Here is a 16,343-nt window from a genome sequence, read left to right on the forward strand (position 1 = left end):
AATATTTTTTCATTCAAAGACGCTCATACAGAGCTCCTCTACAATTTTTGGCGCTTTTTACAACAAAACGGAGGACTAACGCCCTTGAATCCAGTTAAGTCAACCCTTTTCCCTAAAATTATATTATTAGGTGAAAAACTACAAAAATTTGACTCATAATTAGTTTCTATGTTATAATAATTGAAAGAAATATTAACATTTCTGTTTAAAAAGTTGAGATACATTACCATTTAGAAGTAGGTGATAAATATGATTTCTTTAAAAGAAAAATTGATTTTAAAAACTTTACATAAAAAATTTAACAATCAAATTCCTACCTTATTTTCAGAAATAGCTTATAAAGGAAAAGAGAAATACTTGTTTTTTGTTTTTGTAGATAAATCAAGTGAACTAGCTCAAAAAACTATGTACGAAATCATAAAAAGTGATGATTCAATAACTTTTGTACTTCAAAAAAACGAAAAAGAATATCAATTAAATGTTGAAAAAATATCTGATTTTAAATCGTATTACTATGTAGAAATGGATGAATCATGCCAAATTCATGAATTTGTAGAATTTATTAAATAACATTTAGTGCAGTTTTCTTTCCATTTCTAGTTGTTTAATAAAAGAGAAATAATTGTTTTCGATTAATGCACTATTCAATGGATCATCTTCAGGAACAGTAATTACAATTATTTCATCTTTTATTTGAAATAGTTTTAAAGTTACATCTTTCACTATATCTGAGAATTTGTAAGCTTCAGCTATTGGAGAAACATCTACAATGAAGGCATTGTCTTCGTTTAATCCCCATACAATATAACCTATCTTTTCACCTTGTTCATTTAATATTACTTCATTAATATACCTTTGATCGCTAAGCTTTAAAGTCATAGGATCTCTCTGCCAATTAGGATCTCTCTTCAGTCTAAGTTTAGCAATTTGTGCTAGTTCATAAACACCATCTGAAGTGGTAGCTTCATATTTAAAATAAGGAACTTTCAGTGTCCTATCATTTTTTCTTTTGAGATAAGAATACAAATTCCTCTTAGATCTAAATCCATGTTTTTCATAAAATCTAACAGACCTCTTATCCAATTCTACAACTTCTAATATTATACTATCGATATCCTTCCATTTTAGATTTTCGACGACTCTAAAAAGCATTTGAGAAGCTAAACCCGTTCCTCTGTATTCTTCCAATACGCCTATAGAATCGATCCTACCTATTCTACTCCTAAGAGAAATAATGCAAAATCCTACTGGTTTTTCATCAGAAAAAACCACGAAAGAATCTTCTAGAGAAATTGAATTTTCTTTAATGTCCATATTAAAACTCTCATATGTCCATTTTACAGGAACTACATAATCTTTGAAAACTTCGTTTACAAGGTCGACTAAAACAGACATAGAAACTTGACTCAAAGGCTTAAAAATAAACATATAGTTCCTCCTCTTCTTCAAGCATAAACCACTTTCAAAAAAATGGTCAGTTGTACATATATACTTCATACTCTCCAAAATTATTCTAACACATAAATCTTAAATAAATCTTTAAAAATAAAATCAACCGCATAGATGCGGTTGATTATATCTATTCGATAACTTGTCTCATAATTTCTGCTAATTCTATAAATTCTTCTGTCAAAGAAGCTCCTCCAACTAAACCACCATCAATATCAGGTTTTAAGAAAAGACCTAAAAAGTTATTAGCTTTAATACTCCCACCATAAAGTATCGTCATTCCTTCTGCCAAACTTTCACCAAATAAATCTTTAAGTAAATTCCTGATATATTCATGAACCTCTTGAGCTTGCTCAGGTGTTGCAACCTTTCCTGTACCAATAGCCCAAACTGGTTCATATGCAATAACAACACGAGAAACTTCTTCAGGAGTTAGACCAAAAAAAGCCTCTTTAATCTGTCTTTCGACAACGTTAAATGTAAGTCCTTTTTCGCGATCCTCTAATTTCTCACCTACACATAAGATAGGAGTTAGACTGGTTTTAACAATCTTTTTCAGTTTTTTATTAATCATTTCATCAGTTTCACCGAAAATATGTCTTCTTTCTGAATGACCAATTATCACATATCGAACATTTAAATTTGTTAACATTTCAGTAGAAATTTCACCTGTAAAAGCTCCTTTTTCTTCATAAAAAACATTTTGCGCTCCTACTTTAATTTTGGAACTGCTAACGATATCGGATACTCTTTCTAAGGCGGTGTAAGGTGGACATAGGATTATCTCGAATTTACTTTCGTTTCCTATCCTCCCAATCAATCCTGAAGTAAATTGTGCAGCTTGAGTATTTGTTTTATTCATTTTCCAATTACCAGCAAGAATAAATCTTCTGTTATTCAGTTTTTTTTTACAGAAATAGAAGCAATTCCGGGAAGTTCTTTACCTTCAAGAAACTCTAGAGAAGCTCCTCCTCCAGTTGAAACATGTGAAAATTCTTCTGCTAAGCCAAATTTTTCAGCTGCAGCCGCAGAATCTCCTCCACCTACTATACTTATGCAACCTTTTTTAGTAGCATTTACTATTGCTTCGGCAATCTTTTTTGTTCCTTCTGCAAAATCATCTATTTCAAAAACTCCCATAGGACCGTTCCAAAAGATTGTTTTAGCGTCTGACAACTTTTCAGTGAAAAGCTTAATAGTTTCAGGACCTATATCTAGTCCCATCCAACCTTCAGGTATTCCTTCATCTATTTTAAAAACCTTCTTTTCTACTCCTGCTTCCATCTTTTGTGCAGCAACTGTATCTACTGGTAATACTAATTCAACGTTTTTAGCCTTAGCGTTTTCCATAATTTCTCTTGCTACATCTAATTTATCTCCTTCTACCTTTGAAGATCCGACCTCTTTGCCTAAAGCTTTAAGAAAAGTGAACATCATTGCTCCACCAATTAAAATTCTATCGGCTTTTGTCAAAAGATTGTTTATTACACCTATTTTGTCAGAAACTTTAGCTCCACCTAACACTACAACATAAGGTTTTTGAGGATTTTCATTTGCAGCGCTTAAAAATTTAATCTCTTTCTCCATCAAAAAGCCAGCTACACTAGGTATATAATTTGCGATACCAACGTTTGAAGCATGAGCTCTGTGAGCCGTTCCAAAGGCGTCATTTACATGAATATCTGCAAGACTTGCCCAATATTTCGCCAGCTCAGGATCGTTTTTTGTTTCTCCTTTTTCAAAACGAGTATTTTCTAAAACAAGAACTTCTCCACTTTTTAGTTTTGAAACCGCTTCTTCAACTTTTTCACCTCGTGTTTCATCTACAAAATATACTGGCGCATCTATTAATTCTTTTAATCTTTCTGCCACAGGCTTTAATGAGTACTGTGGATCTCTTTCCCCATCTGGCCTACCTAAGTGAGAAAGTAAAATAACTTTGGCACCTTTATCTAATGCATATTGAATTGTAGGTAAGGCTGCCCTAATCCTTGTATCATCTGTTATTTTTCCATCTTTTATCGGAACGTTAAAATCTACTCTCATTATAACCTTTTTATCTTTTAAATCTACATCTCTTAACGTAAGCTTCTTCATCAATTTACACCCCCTAGTGTATATTTTGCTAGCCAAAAGTCTCAAATCTAAACAAAAAGGGGAAGAAACTCCCCTTTTTTATCTTATTTTATAACATATTCACTAATTTTTCAGCTAATTTAACAACCATTGCTGAATATCCATTTTCGTTATCATACCATGAACACACTTTGACAAAGTTTCCGTCGATTACGTTAGTTAATGTTGCATCAAATATACCTGCATAAACTGAACCAATAATGTCTGTTGAAACGATTGGTTCTTCATTATATCCAAGAATTCCTTTTAATTCATTCTCTGTAGCTTCTTTCATTATTCTGTTTATTTCTTCAACAGTGGTTGATTTCTCAACTTCTACAGTTAAATCTGAGATAGATCCATCTGGTGTAGGAACTCTTAATGCAATTCCGTCTAACTTTCCTTTCAATTCAGGTATTACCACTCCTACGGCTTTAGCAGCTCCTGTTGTTGTAGGAATTATATTGAGTGCAGCAGCTCTTGCTCTCCTTAGATCTTTATGTGGTAAATCTAAAACTCTTTGATCATTTGTATATGAATGAACGGTAGTTAACAAACCTCTTTTAATTTTGAGGTGATCGTTTAAAACTTTAATAACAGGTGCTATTGAATTTGTCGTGCATGAAGCATTTGAAATAACTTCCATTTCAGGTGTTAAGATATCTTCGTTAACCCCCATAACAATCGTGGCATCAACTTCTCCTTTTGCAGGAGCTGTAATTATAACTTTTTTTGCTCCAGCTTTCAAATGAGCAGAAGCCTTTTCTTTATTTAAAAAAACCCCAGTAGCCTCAATAACTATCTCTACTCCCAAATCTTTCCAGGGAAGATTAACAGGATCTTTTTCTGAAAAAACCTTGATTTCTTTGCCATTCACTTTGAATCCATTTTCAACCACTTCAACACTACCTTTGAATCTTCCATGAACTGAATCATACTTGAGAAGTGTGGCTAAAGTTTCCGCATCTGTCAAATCGTTGATTGCCACTACTTCAAACATTGGGTTTTCAACCATCTGTCTAAATACTAACCTACCTATTCTTCCAAAACCGTTTATTCCTACTTTAACTGCCATAAATAATACACCTCCTAGTAATATGCTTGCTTGTTATTTTTTTCTCTAAGTATATTATACAATTTTATTTATACTTTTTTGAAAATAAAAAGTTAAAATTTTTTAGAAACCAAAATCAGGTAATTGGCCTAAATACTTTTCTGATATTTCATTTGTCTTTTCTTCTTTTAGTTGAATAGCTTTTTGAATCACTTCATTTGTAGCAGCAATTATTAAGTCTTTCAAGGTGTCAAAATCTTCATCTTCAACTTCCTCGGAAAGAATTATGTCTTTAATTCTTAAATCGCAAGTTGCAATAACTTTTACAACTCCTCCACCAGCTGTAGCTTCAACTTCTACATCTGCCAATGAGTTTTCCATTTCTTCTATTTCATTTTGCATTTCCAATTGGGCTTTTTGTGCTTCTTGAAGCAACAAGTTCATATTATTCACATTAGGAGATTTTTTTGAAGAGGTAGATAATGACCTTCCACCTAAACTTTTCATTTTTTTTGCCATGAGTATCCTCCTTTAAATTTTATGTAAAGTGCTTACTTTAAATATTCTTATATACTCTAAGAATATAGATTTATTAAAACAAATAATGACAACTAGATTCGAAAACCTACTCAAATTAAAATATCTAGAGCAACAACCAATTTTATACAAGAAAAAATGTTCTCAATTTAAATATTCATGGATTAATTTTCTTTAATAAGGCTTTTTTATAATTTATCTAAACTTAATTATATCACACTGTTTTTTCAAATAAAAAATATTAAGATCTATTATCTACACATCAAAAATGTAAATAATAAATTCTTTTTTAAATATTAATCGAATTAAAAAATATGTTATAATTAAATGTAAAAAACATAGATTAAAATTGTTTTCAAATAAAATTAGCATCTTTATTTCAAAGAAGGTTAATTAAAGCGTGGTTTATCTTAACTATTTTGGTTTACAATGTTTTTTCATCAAGGAAAGGGAGGGATTAGAATGTTTAAAAAGTTTTTTTTGCTTTCCTTTATCGTTCTTATGCCCATACTTTTTGTTTTCTCAGTTACTTATAAAGTTGGAACTGAAGCATCTTTTCCACCTTTTGAATATGTAGAGGATGGGCAATTTGTTGGCTTTGATATCGATCTTATAAGAGAAATTGGAAAATTGAAGGGTTTTGACGTAGAAGTTATCGATATTAGTTTCGATTCACTAATACCTTCATTGACAACAGGAAACATCGATATAATTGCGGCTGGCATGACTATTACTGAAGAAAGGCAAAAGGTAGTTGATTTTACTATCCCATATTACAGCGGCGATCAAAGCATTATTGTAAGAAGAGATTCTGATTTTGACATTACCGTTCTTTTTGGAAATCACAAAATAGGAGTACAAACAGGTACTACCGGAGATCTGTGGGTCACTGAACATCTCGTTGATAAAAATATTTTGCCAAAGAAAAATATCGTCAGATACGATACTTTTAACTTTGCTGTTAGAGATTTGATAAACAAAAATATAGATGCTATAGTTTTAGATAGCCCTGTTGCAGAACGATTTACTAAAACAGATCCTGTTAAAATAGTAGGAATTATAAAAACTGAAGAAAGCTATGGAATGGCTGTTAAAAAGGGAAACAAAGAATTATTAAATCTTTTGAATGAAGGCATACTGGAATTACAAAAATCAGGTAAATTTGATGAATTGATTGAAAAGTATTTTAAGTAGATAAGACTAAGACTTTTACTTGTTTTAATACTATTTTATGTCTTTTTTTTTGCTTGACAAAACTATAAGTTAATCTAAATATTAATGAGGGGGCAATGCCCCCTCTAATGTAGTATGTAAAAGATATGCATTATAAAACACAAGAAGGGGATGTAAATTGGAAAGCCTTCAAATTGTTATAAACTCAATACCATATCTTTTAAAAGGAACTGTAGTCACTCTCGAATTAGCATTTTTCAGTATAGTTCTAGGATTTATGGTGGCTATTTTTGTATCTATTGGACAATTATATGGAAGCAAATTTGTGCAAACATTTTTTCTACTTTATGAAAGAATACTGAGAAGTCTTCCGGAACTAGTAATTTTATTCTTAATTTTCTATGGTCTCCCTATAATAGGGATAAGACTAAACCCATTAGTAGCATCTATTATTGGTCTAGGACTAAGAAGTTCTGCTTATCAATCTCAAATATTCAGAGGAGCTATTTCTTCGTTACCAAAAGGACAAGTGGATGCAGCTTATTCCTTAGGAATGACTAAATTTCAAACATTTTTTAATGTGATTTTTCCTCAGGCTATGCGAATATCTTTGTCTGGGTGGACTAATGAGGCCGCAGTTGTGCTAAAAGACACATCTTTAGCCTATTCTCTAGGGGTTATTGAATTGTTAAGGCAAGGCACTTACATAATAGCTGTAACAAATAAACCTTTACTCATATACGTAATTTGCGGCTTGATTTATTTTGCACTAACCTTCTCTTTAAGTAAAGGTCTTGGTTATGTTGAGAAAAAACTCGCTATTCCTGGATACGAAGTAAGGAGGGGGTAAAATGAACAAAAATAATGACAGCAATAGCTCAAATCACGTAATTTTAAGAGTACAGAACGTACATAAAAGTTATAATGGAGTTGAAGTCCTAAAAGGTATATCCTTTATTATGAACAAAGGAGAAACAAAAGTAATAATTGGTCCAAGTGGTACGGGTAAAAGTACTTTGTTAATGTGCATAAATAGATTAGTAGAAGTAGATTCTGGAAAAATATTCTTAGAAGATGATGAAATAACTTCCGCAAAAAATGTACATAAAATAAGACAAGAAATAGGTTTTGTGTTTCAACATTTTAATTTATTTGAGCATCTTAATGTCCTTGATAATGTACGACTAGGCTTAATAAAAGTAAAAAAAATGAATAAAGAAGAAGCTACTAATATTGCTTTAAAAGAACTTGAACGCGTTGGTTTAAAAAATAAAATTGATCTTTATCCTGCACAACTTTCTGGAGGCCAAAAGCAAAGAGTGGCAATAGCCAGAGCATTAGCTATGAATCCAAAATTAATGCTGTTTGATGAACCTACTTCTGCTTTGGATCCTGAGTTAATTGGTGAAGTTTTAGGAGTAATGATAGAATTAGCCAAAAGTGGGATGACAATGCTCTGTGTAACCCATGAATTGGGATTTGCTAGAGCTGTTGCTGACGAAATAATTTTCATGGAAGGTGGAGTGATTGTTGAACAAGACCCTCCTCAAGTGATATTCAATAATCCTAAGAAAGAAAGAACCAAAGAATTTTTGAACAAATTAACCAAATTATATGGAAAGGAAGAGAATCAATGACTTTTTTCCAAATAGTTCAAAGTTCTTGGAGATACATGTTAGATGGATTATGGATTACATTATTTTTAACTTTAACATCTGTGGTAATTGGCTTTTTTATAGCCATACTTCTTGCTTTATCAAAAATGTACGGGAATAAGGCTTTGTACGCTATAAGCAATTTTTATATCGAAATAATTAGAGGTACACCTTTACTTGTGCAACTTTTTATTCTTTATTATAGTTTGCCTGTCATAGGTATAAGGTTATCACCTTTAACAGCTTCGATAATCGCTTTTTTCTTAAATTCATCTGCGTATCAAGCGGAATATTTAAGAGGAGCTATACAATCTATTAGTTCAGGCCAAATGCATGCTGCTCTTTCAATCGGAATGACAAAATGGCAAGCAATTAGGTTTGTTATTTTACCTCAAGCCATTCGAAGATTCATTCCTTCCTGGACAAATGAATTTATTTATTTATTGAAATATTCTTCACTATCTTATATTGTGGGAGCACCTGAAATCATGGCTCAAGCAAAATTTGTTGCAAGTCGTAACTTTGAATTTTTTAAAGTTTACCTTTTCGCTGCTATAATTTATTTTCTGTTGGTTACCGGTTTTAGCGAAGTTTTTAAATATATAGAAAATAGATTAAAAATACCAGGAACTCTATCACAAGCTAGGGAATAAAACTCAATTAGGAGGAATAATTAATGGAGATAATATCTTTAATAAAAGAACAGATTGATGATGCGCTTAAAAATATTGGGATTACTAATTTGTCTGAAGAATATGTTGTTGAAATCCCCCCACAGGATGAATTGGGTGATTTTTCTTCCAATATTTCTTTCATTTTAGCTAAAAAACTCAAAAAAAATCCTAAAATAATATCCCAAGAGCTTTCAAAAGAGCTTACGAAAAGTAGTTTCTTCGAAAAAGTGGAAAACGTTAATGGCTTTTTAAATTTTTTCTTATCTCCAAACGTTTATCAAAGAATTTGTTCTCATATAGTAAGCCACCCTAGAAACTACGGCAAAATTGATATAGGTAAAGGTAAAATTATTCAATTTGAATTTGCCAGTGTCAATCCTACAGGGCCTTTAACCGTTGCTCATGGTAGACAAGCTGTTATGGGAGACGTAATTGGAAACATTTATGAACAAACAGGACATATAGTACAAAAAGAAATGTATTTAAACGATGCTGGAAGACAAATTAAACTGTTAGCGAGATCATTGTGGGTTAGATACAATGAACTGTTAGGTTCGCATTATGAAATACCAGAAGATGGATATGTAGGAGAATATTTAATTGAAACTGCAAAAATTGTTTTAAACAAGTATGGTAATTCGTTTAAGGATAAATGGAACGAAGAGATTGAAAATATTTTCATGGAAGAAGCAGTTGAAGACATGCTTAATAAAATGCTTCACACACTAAAACGACTCGATATAAATTTTGACGTTGTTTTCAGTGAAAAGCTGTTATTTAAAAATAATATTGTAGATATCACTTTAGGCCAATTAAAATCAAAAGGTTATATTTACGAAAAAGACGGTGCAATATGGTTTAAAGTTTCTGATCTTATAGATGAAAATGATAAGGTTTTGATAAGATCTAACGATAAAATACCTACGTACTTTTGCGATGACATTGCCTATCATTACTATAAATATCTAAGAGGGTTTGATCAGGTGATCGATATATTTGGTTCAGATCATCATGGACATATTCCCAGAATGATGGCATCTATTAAAGCCTTAGGGCTACCAGATGATTTTTTAAAAATAGTCCTTCATCAATTTGTCAACATCAAAAAAGATGGAGAACTTGTTAGAATGTCAACAAGGAAAGGAGAATTTTATACACTTGATGAATTGATTGACAACGTGGGAAAAGATGCAGTAAGATATTTTTTTGCAATGGTTGATCCGGATACTACATTGAACTTCGATGTAGATTTAGCTATCAAGAAATCAAATGAAAATCCAGTATATTACGTACAATATGCTCACGCTAGAATTTGTAGTATCTTCAAGGAAGCTGAAAAAAGAGGTATAAAATATGAAAGGTTTTTAGGATTAAATGACCTCAACAAGAATGAAGAAAAAATGTTATTAAGAGAATTAGCTTTATTTCCAAACTCATTAAAAAATGCCTGTCTACAATTTAAACCAAATTTACTAACACAGTATCTAGAAAAAGTCTCTTCAAGATTTCACCATTTTTATAATTCACTTTCTGTGCTTAACGCAGAAAGTTATGAATTGATGCAGGCTAGACTTAATCTTTGTGAGGCGACAAAAATAGTTTTAAGTAGAGGTCTTTCTATTTTAGGTGTAAATGCACCTGAAAGCATGTGATTATAGATTTTTTAGTTAATGTCGAGGTGTAAAGATGCAAAATAAGAATTTTACCAGTCAAGATGAAATAAATCTAGTCGTAGAAAAACTTGTCTATGGTGGGTACGGGTTGGCTAAATATGAGGGAAAGGTTTATTTAATAGAAAATTCATATCCAGGCGATTTCTTAAAAGTTACCCCTACCAAAATAACAAAAAATTTAGTATTCGCCAAACCCATTGAGATCATCGTCCCCTCTAACTATCGCACTTCTTCGAAGTGTAAACATTTTCCGCAATGTGGAGGATGTCAGTGGCTTGATTGCAAGTATGAATATCAAATGGATGCAAAAACTAATATTGTCAAAGAACAATTATCAAGAATAGGTAAAATAGATGATTCTTTCGTCAAAAATATCATAAAAAGTGATATAATTTGGGAGTATAGAAATAGAATGGAGTTTACTTTTCAAAATGATCAAGAGCCAAAACTTGGTCTAAAAGAGAAAAATTCTAATAATGTTGTGGATATTTACTCTTGTCCTATTTCTCCTAAAGAGTTCGATAGTATCAAAAATAATTTCAGAGATCTGGTACAAAAACTTAATATAAAGATTTATGATAAAAAAAATAAAACTGGTATATTAAAACATTTAGTACTACGGAAAACTTTCTATTCTAATCAACTTATGGTAATAATTGTTACACATACAGAATACTTACCTTTTGAAAAAGAAATAAAAGATCATTTTAGAAAAAATCACTTGATAAACTCATTAATTCACGTGATGAATAGTTCTGATAAAATAGTCTTAAGAGGACCTTATAGAACCTTGTTAGGAGAAGGAGTAATTGAAGAAGAGTTCGATGGCTTTAGGTTTCAAATTCCTCCCACCTCTTTTTTCCAGAATAACTACAATGTAACAAAAAAAATGTTGAGACACATCTTAGACTATTTCAAAAACAATTCTAAAAGAACAGATACTCTTTTAGATCTTTATAGTGGAGTAGGACTTTTTTCTGTTTACTTTGCACCTATCTTTAAATTTGTAGAATCAGTTGAAAGTTCTAAAGTTTCTGCAAAAGCCTCAATTTCAAATGCTAATATAAATTCAATAAAAAATATAAAAGTTACACAAGAGTTGGTGAAAAACTTTCTATCCAACAATAAGACAAAAAAATTCGATTATGTAATAATTGACCCTCCACGAGCCGGTTTAAATGAGGAAGAAATTGAAATGATTTCAAATATCACAGAAAAAGCTGCAATTTATGTTTCTTGTGATCCTTCTACACTTGCTAGAGATCTAAATATTTTTATAACAAAAAACTTTAATTTAGTTTCCGTTCAACCATTTGATATGTTCCCTAATACTTACCACATAGAAAATGTAGTTATTTTGGAGAAAAAACATTGAGAGAGGTGGAGAAAAGTTGTTTCTTTCCGGGAGAATTGCTTCTTTGGAATTATCAAAGACGATGGAGTTAAATTCAAGAGCTTTAGAGTTACAAAATACGGGAAAAAGAGTCGTAAGACTAACTGCAGGAGAACCAGACATCAGAACACCGGATCCAATAATAGAAGCTGCCTACTTAGCGATGAAAAGTGGCAAAACTAAGTACACTGATAATAGGGGTATCTTAGAATTAAGAAAGAAGATCTCAAAATACGTAAACGAGAAATACCAGGCAAATTACAACGAAAACAATGTAATAGTAACCAATGGCGGTAAGCAAGCAATTTTCAATGCCTTATTTTCTATTATTAATCCAGGAGACGAAATAATCATTTTTGATCCTTCTTGGGTTAGCTACGATTCTCAAATCAGAATGCTCGAAGGAGTTCCTGTTCATGTTAAAAGTTATGAAGAAAATGGATTCTTACCTCTTGAGGAAGACTTAGAAAAGGCAATAACTAATAAAACCAAAGCGATAATAATAAATTCACCAAACAATCCTACTGGAATCGTCTATCCAAAAGAATTTTTAGATGTAGTAACTTCTTTATCTATCAAAAATAATCTTTTGATTATTAGTGATGAAGTTTATGATTGCTTACTATATGACAATACTTATACTTCAATGTGCACCTTTCAAGAAATTAAAAATAGATTAATTGTAGTTAATAGTTTTTCTAAGGCATGGTCAATGACAGGCTGGAGAGTGGGATATGCTCTAGCTCCTGAAGAAATTATTGATCAAATGGCCAAAATTCAATCTCATTCTACTTCAAATGTTAATACACCTTCACAATATGCTGCACTAAAGGCCTTAGAGGTGGATAATTCTTTTATGGTAGAGGAATTTAAAAAAAGAAGAGATTTTCTCTTTGAAGAATTTAAAAAATTAAACTTAAAATTTGTAAAACCTCAGGGTGCATTTTACTATTTTATAAACATCTCTGAATTCGGTTTAAGTGACATAGAATTCTGCGACAGGTTATTAGAGTATGGATTAGCTGTTGTTCCCGGATCGGCTTTCTATACAGACGGATATATAAGACTATCTTTTGCAGCTTCTTTTAATGAATTAGTCGAAGCAACAAAAATATTAAAAAGCTTTCTAAAAGATAGGAGACATGTCTTCAATGAAAATTGATTTACTCGTTGCTGAGATTGGTAGTACTACCACTGCATTAACTGCTTTTCAATTCAAAGGAAATGATGTAACAATATTGGCTCAAAGTGAATGCGAAACCACAATCTCTGAAGGAGATGTAACAATTGGTATAGAAAAGGCGTTGAGTGGTTTAGCTGATAAACTAGGAGAAAAAATTCAATGGGAAAAGTTTTTAGCAACTTCTTCAGCAGCAGGAGGTCTTACCGTTACAGTTCACGGACTAGTTTATGACATGACAGTAAAAGCTGCTCAAGAAGCCTCTTTGGGTGCCGGAGCTATTATAAAGTATGTAACTGCGGGAAGATTACGTGAAAGTCAGTTAACACAAATTAAAAAAATAAATCCAAAATTAATCATATTATCAGGAGGAGTGGATTACGGGGAAGAAGAAATAGTAATGGAAAACGCAAAACTTCTGGCTAGTTTACCCCTTAACGCTCCAGTTATTTATGCAGGAAACTGTGCAATACAAGAAGAAATAAAAGAGATATTTGAAAATCAAAACAAAAAAATAATAATAACAGAAAATGTTTATCCTAAGGTTGATCAATTAAATGTAGAACCTGCTAGGAAAGTCATACAAGAAGTATTCTCTAAACATATAACTAACGCACCTGGTATGGAAAAGATCTACGATATAGTTGATGAAGAAATAATCCCAACCCCTGCTGCCGTTGTACGTACTACCGAACTTTTAAGCATATTATATGAAGACGTAATGACGATCGATATTGGTGGAGCCACTACAGATATTGTTTCAGTAACTGACGGATCACCTGAAATACAAAAAATTTTAGTTTCGCCAGAACCAAGAACAAAGAGAACAGTAGATGGAGATCTAGGTATCTATATAAATGCAGCCCATGTTATTGAATTGATGGATAAAGAAGACATTGAACAATATTTTAGAAATTATGATGAATTATTAAAAAATCTTTCACCATTTCCAAGTAATGATATTGAAGAAAAGTTTTTTGCTTTTTTATCAAAACATTGTCTCTTAACATCTATCAAAAGACACGCAGGAAAAATCAATTATATTTACACACCTTTGGGAAGGCAAAAAATAGCTCAAGGAAAAGATTTAACTGCTGTAAAAGTACTATTTGGAACTGGTGGTATATTATCCCGCTCAAAATATCGAAAACATATCATGGAGAGTTTTTTATATCATAAATTTTCAGAAGACCTACTACTGCCATCCAAAGAAGTAAGAATTGCATACGATAAAAACTATATATTTGCAAACATTGGTATAATTGGAAAATACTACAAAGATATAGCTTTTTCCTTATTAAACAACGATGTGGAATTTCTATAAATGGGAGTGATAACGTGATTAAACTTGGTGCTCATATGAAGATATCCAAAGGATTTAAAAAAGTTCCAGAAGATACAGTTAATATAGGTGGAAACACGTTTCAAATATTCACCCATTCGCCTCGAACATGGAATATGAAGCAACCTAGCGAAAGAGAAGTAGACGAATTCAAACTAAACATGAACAAATTTAACATAGATTTTGAAGATGTTTTAGTACATTCTAGTTATTTGATTAATTTGGCATCTCCTAAAGATGATATATGGGAAAAATCTATCAATACAATGGTTGAAGAAATAAAAGCAACTGACAAGTTAGGTATTTTTTACTACAATTTTCACCCAGGGAGTCATTTAGGAATGGGTGAAGAGTTTGGAATTGAGAAAATCATTGAAGCATTAGACATCATTTTTAAGGAATTAGTACACACAAAAGTGACAGTTCTGCTTGAAAATGTTGCAAAAAAAGGTGGCAATATAGGATACAGCATGGAACAGTTAGGAGCGATTATAAATGCTTCTGAATTCAAGAATAGATTAGGTATAACCTTTGATACTTGTCACGGTTTTGATTCAAATTATGACATAAGAAACAAAGAAGGAGTTTTAAAGTTATTCGACGATATCGAAAAAAATGTTGGACTTGAAAAACTGAAAATGATTCACTTAAATGATTCAAAATATGATTTGGGAGCGGGTAAAGATCGTCATGAATTCATTGGAAAAGGTTATATAGGAACAAAGGGATTTGCAAATTTTCTTTCCTTTGATGAAGTTTGTAAACTCCCCTTATTGTTAGAAACTCCTGGAGACGATGAAGAGCATGCGGAGGATATTAAAGTAGTCAAAGAAATTCTAAAAAATATTGGAAAACTCTAACAGAAGTGGTGGGCGCTGTAGGATTCGAACCTACGACCTTCTGCGCGTGAAGCAGACGCTCTCCCACTGAGCTAAGCGCCCTATTAAAATCATCTTTTAAAGATTATATAATTTTATTTTTTAATTGTCAAGTAGACCATACCTATTTAAAGCATTTTTAATAATCAATTTGACTAGTTCTTTATGTTTCCTTTTGTATTTTCAGTAGTTCCTACATTTTTTAATTTTCTCTATTTAGAAAATATTTGTCTCTTGATTTCTCTTTAACAATAGCTATTTAAAAATCCTATTCAATTTAAACCTTCTTAATGTATAACAAATACATTAACTAAGACTTTTTATATTTCCATAACTTTTTGCTATTATTTCCCTAGCTCTGTCTTCGTCTCTTATCATTGCATTAACAAGTTCTTTCTCATTTTCAAATTTTTTCTCTTCCCGTAAGAAATCTAAAACCTCTAAAATAATATATTCATCATATAAATTACCAAAAAAATCGAGAAAATATACTTCAACTTTTGGTTCTTTGTTAGGTTCATGAATAGTCGGCCTGACCCCTACATTCATTAAACCCCACAAACTTCCTTTTTCCCCAAGGATCTTACCCCTTACTAAATAAACTCCGAACTTTGGGAAAATAATCTGTTCTCTGTATAAGGTATTAATATTTGCAGTAGGGAAACCTAATTTAAAACCCATACGCTTATCTTGATATACAGGACCTTCCAAAGTCCAAAACCTATTTAGCATATCATTGGCACTTTTCACATTCCCGTTTTTTAGCTCTTTTTTTATTGCCGAAGAACTAATCCTGGTACCATCTTTCGTATAATCTTTCAATACCTTTACATTTAAACCTTTAGCTTTACCAACTGATTGTAAATAACCTACATTGCCCAAAGCGCTTTTGCCAAAAGTAAAATCCTCACCACAAACTATGGCTCCCACACCCATATTAATCAATTTATTCAAATACTCCTCATGCGAAATTCCCCAAACTTCTTCCATATCTTTTACAATAACTTCAAATCCCATGCTTTCGCAGATTTCTTTTCTTCTCCAACTGGGTAAAATTAACCCTTCGAAGGAGCTTCCTAGAATTTTTTCCGCTGGATATCTAAACATCAAAACTAACGGAATGAAGTTCATTTTTTTTGCTACTTCTAAAGTATTATCTAGAATGTATTGATGGCCTTTGTGCACCCCATCAAATACCCCAATTGTTAAAGCATACAATT

16 protein-coding genes and 1 tRNA gene are annotated in these 16,343 nt (G+C 31.7%); 10 read left to right on the forward strand and 7 right to left on the reverse strand.

From position 1 onward, the window contains the following. Window positions 1–249: 249 nt before the first annotated feature. Window positions 250–570, forward strand: coding sequence for a hypothetical protein (locus PKN74_RS02500; protein WP_472308270.1), 321 nt, complete (start codon window positions 250–252; stop codon window positions 568–570). A 3-nt stretch (window positions 571–573) separates the two neighbouring features. Here the strand turns inward: PKN74_RS02500 and PKN74_RS02505 are convergent, their stop codons facing one another. From PKN74_RS02505 to PKN74_RS02525, 5 genes are all read right to left on the reverse strand, one after another. After that, window positions 574–1,428, reverse strand: coding sequence for a GNAT family N-acetyltransferase (locus PKN74_RS02505; protein WP_472308272.1), 855 nt, complete (start codon window positions 1,426–1,428; stop codon window positions 574–576). Window positions 1,429–1,579: 151 nt separating this feature from the next. Continuing rightward, window positions 1,580–2,311, reverse strand: coding sequence for a triose-phosphate isomerase (tpiA, locus tag PKN74_RS02510; protein WP_472308274.1), 732 nt, complete (start codon window positions 2,309–2,311; stop codon window positions 1,580–1,582). A 35-nt stretch (window positions 2,312–2,346) separates the two neighbouring features. After that, the gene (locus tag PKN74_RS02515) at window positions 2,347–3,546 is read right to left on the reverse strand and encodes a phosphoglycerate kinase (protein WP_472308276.1); all 1,200 of its coding nucleotides are present in this window, start codon (window positions 3,544–3,546) and stop codon (window positions 2,347–2,349) included. Window positions 3,547–3,634: 88 nt separating this feature from the next. After that, entirely contained in the window at window positions 3,635–4,639 is a 1,005-nt protein-coding gene (gene gap / locus PKN74_RS02520) for a type I glyceraldehyde-3-phosphate dehydrogenase (protein ID WP_472308278.1), read from the reverse strand. Between the two features lie 102 nt (window positions 4,640–4,741). Next, window positions 4,742–5,137, reverse strand: coding sequence for a YbaB/EbfC family nucleoid-associated protein (locus PKN74_RS02525; protein WP_472308280.1), 396 nt, complete (start codon window positions 5,135–5,137; stop codon window positions 4,742–4,744). 480 nt (window positions 5,138–5,617) lie between these two features. Here PKN74_RS02525 and PKN74_RS02530 point away from each other — a divergent pair, with 480 nt between their 5' ends. The 9 genes from PKN74_RS02530 to PKN74_RS02570 all read left to right on the forward strand — a co-directional run bounded on the left by PKN74_RS02530 (window position 5,618) and on the right by PKN74_RS02570 (window position 15,105). Then, window positions 5,618–6,349, forward strand: a complete 732-nt coding sequence (locus PKN74_RS02530) for a basic amino acid ABC transporter substrate-binding protein (RefSeq protein ID WP_472308282.1) — start codon at window positions 5,618–5,620, stop codon at window positions 6,347–6,349. Between the two features lie 157 nt (window positions 6,350–6,506). Then, entirely contained in the window at window positions 6,507–7,178 is a 672-nt protein-coding gene (locus tag PKN74_RS02535; RefSeq protein ID WP_472308284.1) for an amino acid ABC transporter permease, read from the forward strand. 1 nt (window position 7,179) lies between these two features. Continuing rightward, window positions 7,180–7,965, forward strand: coding sequence for an amino acid ABC transporter ATP-binding protein (locus tag PKN74_RS02540; RefSeq protein ID WP_472308286.1), 786 nt, complete (start codon window positions 7,180–7,182; stop codon window positions 7,963–7,965). Continuing rightward, window positions 7,962–8,636, forward strand: coding sequence for an amino acid ABC transporter permease (locus PKN74_RS02545; RefSeq protein WP_472308288.1), 675 nt, complete (start codon window positions 7,962–7,964; stop codon window positions 8,634–8,636). The genes PKN74_RS02540 and PKN74_RS02545 overlap by 4 nt, the downstream gene beginning before the upstream one ends. Window positions 8,637–8,659: 23 nt before the next feature. Beyond that, the gene (gene argS, locus PKN74_RS02550) at window positions 8,660–10,309 is read left to right on the forward strand and encodes an arginine--tRNA ligase (protein WP_472308290.1); all 1,650 of its coding nucleotides are present in this window, start codon (window positions 8,660–8,662) and stop codon (window positions 10,307–10,309) included. A 34-nt stretch (window positions 10,310–10,343) separates the two neighbouring features. Next, a complete protein-coding gene (gene rlmD, locus PKN74_RS02555) occupies window positions 10,344–11,705 on the forward strand; it encodes a 23S rRNA (uracil(1939)-C(5))-methyltransferase RlmD (protein WP_472308292.1) in 1,362 nt (453 codons plus the stop codon). A 16-nt stretch (window positions 11,706–11,721) separates the two neighbouring features. Next, entirely contained in the window at window positions 11,722–12,885 is a 1,164-nt protein-coding gene (gene aspC / locus PKN74_RS02560; RefSeq protein ID WP_472308294.1) for an aspartate aminotransferase, read from the forward strand. Continuing rightward, a complete protein-coding gene (locus tag PKN74_RS02565; protein WP_472308296.1) occupies window positions 12,866–14,227 on the forward strand; it encodes a GlmL-related ornithine degradation protein in 1,362 nt (453 codons plus the stop codon). Before aspC ends, PKN74_RS02565 begins: the two co-directional genes overlap by 20 nt. A gap of 14 nt (window positions 14,228–14,241) precedes the next feature. Continuing rightward, entirely contained in the window at window positions 14,242–15,105 is an 864-nt protein-coding gene (locus tag PKN74_RS02570) for a deoxyribonuclease IV (protein ID WP_472308298.1), read from the forward strand. A gap of 6 nt (window positions 15,106–15,111) precedes the next feature. Here PKN74_RS02570 and PKN74_RS02575 read toward each other — a convergent pair. Both PKN74_RS02575 and ribF read right to left on the reverse strand, forming a co-directional pair. Then, a tRNA-Val gene (locus PKN74_RS02575) sits at window positions 15,112–15,186 on the reverse strand. A 243-nt stretch (window positions 15,187–15,429) separates the two neighbouring features. Further along, window positions 15,430–16,341 (reverse strand): riboflavin biosynthesis protein RibF, encoded by a 912-nt coding sequence (gene ribF, locus PKN74_RS02580; RefSeq protein ID WP_472308300.1) that lies wholly within the window; start codon window positions 16,339–16,341, stop codon window positions 15,430–15,432. Window positions 16,342–16,343 lie beyond the last annotated feature (2 nt).

The sequence above is a fragment of the Defluviitoga sp. genome, assembly GCF_035349255.1.
Lineage (GTDB): Bacteria > Thermotogota > Thermotogae > Petrotogales > Petrotogaceae > Defluviitoga.

Bases quoted from the DNA above. Each gene is read 5' to 3' on its own strand.
- PKN74_RS02500 (WP_472308270.1), top strand. From the start codon at position 250: ATGATTTCTTTAAAAGAAAAATTGATTTTAAAAACTTTACATAAAAAA.
- PKN74_RS02505 (WP_472308272.1), bottom strand. From the start codon at position 1,428: ATGTTTATTTTTAAGCCTTTGAGTCAAGTTTCTATGTCTGTTTTAGTC.
- tpiA (WP_472308274.1), bottom strand. From the start codon at position 2,311: ATGAATAAAACAAATACTCAAGCTGCACAATTTACTTCAGGATTGATT.
- PKN74_RS02515 (WP_472308276.1), bottom strand. From the start codon at position 3,546: ATGAAGAAGCTTACGTTAAGAGATGTAGATTTAAAAGATAAAAAGGTT.
- gap (WP_472308278.1), bottom strand. From the start codon at position 4,639: ATGGCAGTTAAAGTAGGAATAAACGGTTTTGGAAGAATAGGTAGGTTA.
- PKN74_RS02525 (WP_472308280.1), bottom strand. From the start codon at position 5,137: ATGGCAAAAAAAATGAAAAGTTTAGGTGGAAGGTCATTATCTACCTCT.
- PKN74_RS02530 (WP_472308282.1), top strand. From the start codon at position 5,618: ATGTTTAAAAAGTTTTTTTTGCTTTCCTTTATCGTTCTTATGCCCATA.
- PKN74_RS02540 (WP_472308286.1), top strand. From the start codon at position 7,180: ATGAACAAAAATAATGACAGCAATAGCTCAAATCACGTAATTTTAAGA.
- PKN74_RS02545 (WP_472308288.1), top strand. From the start codon at position 7,962: ATGACTTTTTTCCAAATAGTTCAAAGTTCTTGGAGATACATGTTAGAT.
- argS (WP_472308290.1), top strand. From the start codon at position 8,660: ATGGAGATAATATCTTTAATAAAAGAACAGATTGATGATGCGCTTAAA.
- rlmD (WP_472308292.1), top strand. From the start codon at position 10,344: ATGCAAAATAAGAATTTTACCAGTCAAGATGAAATAAATCTAGTCGTA.
- PKN74_RS02565 (WP_472308296.1), top strand. From the start codon at position 12,866: ATGTCTTCAATGAAAATTGATTTACTCGTTGCTGAGATTGGTAGTACT.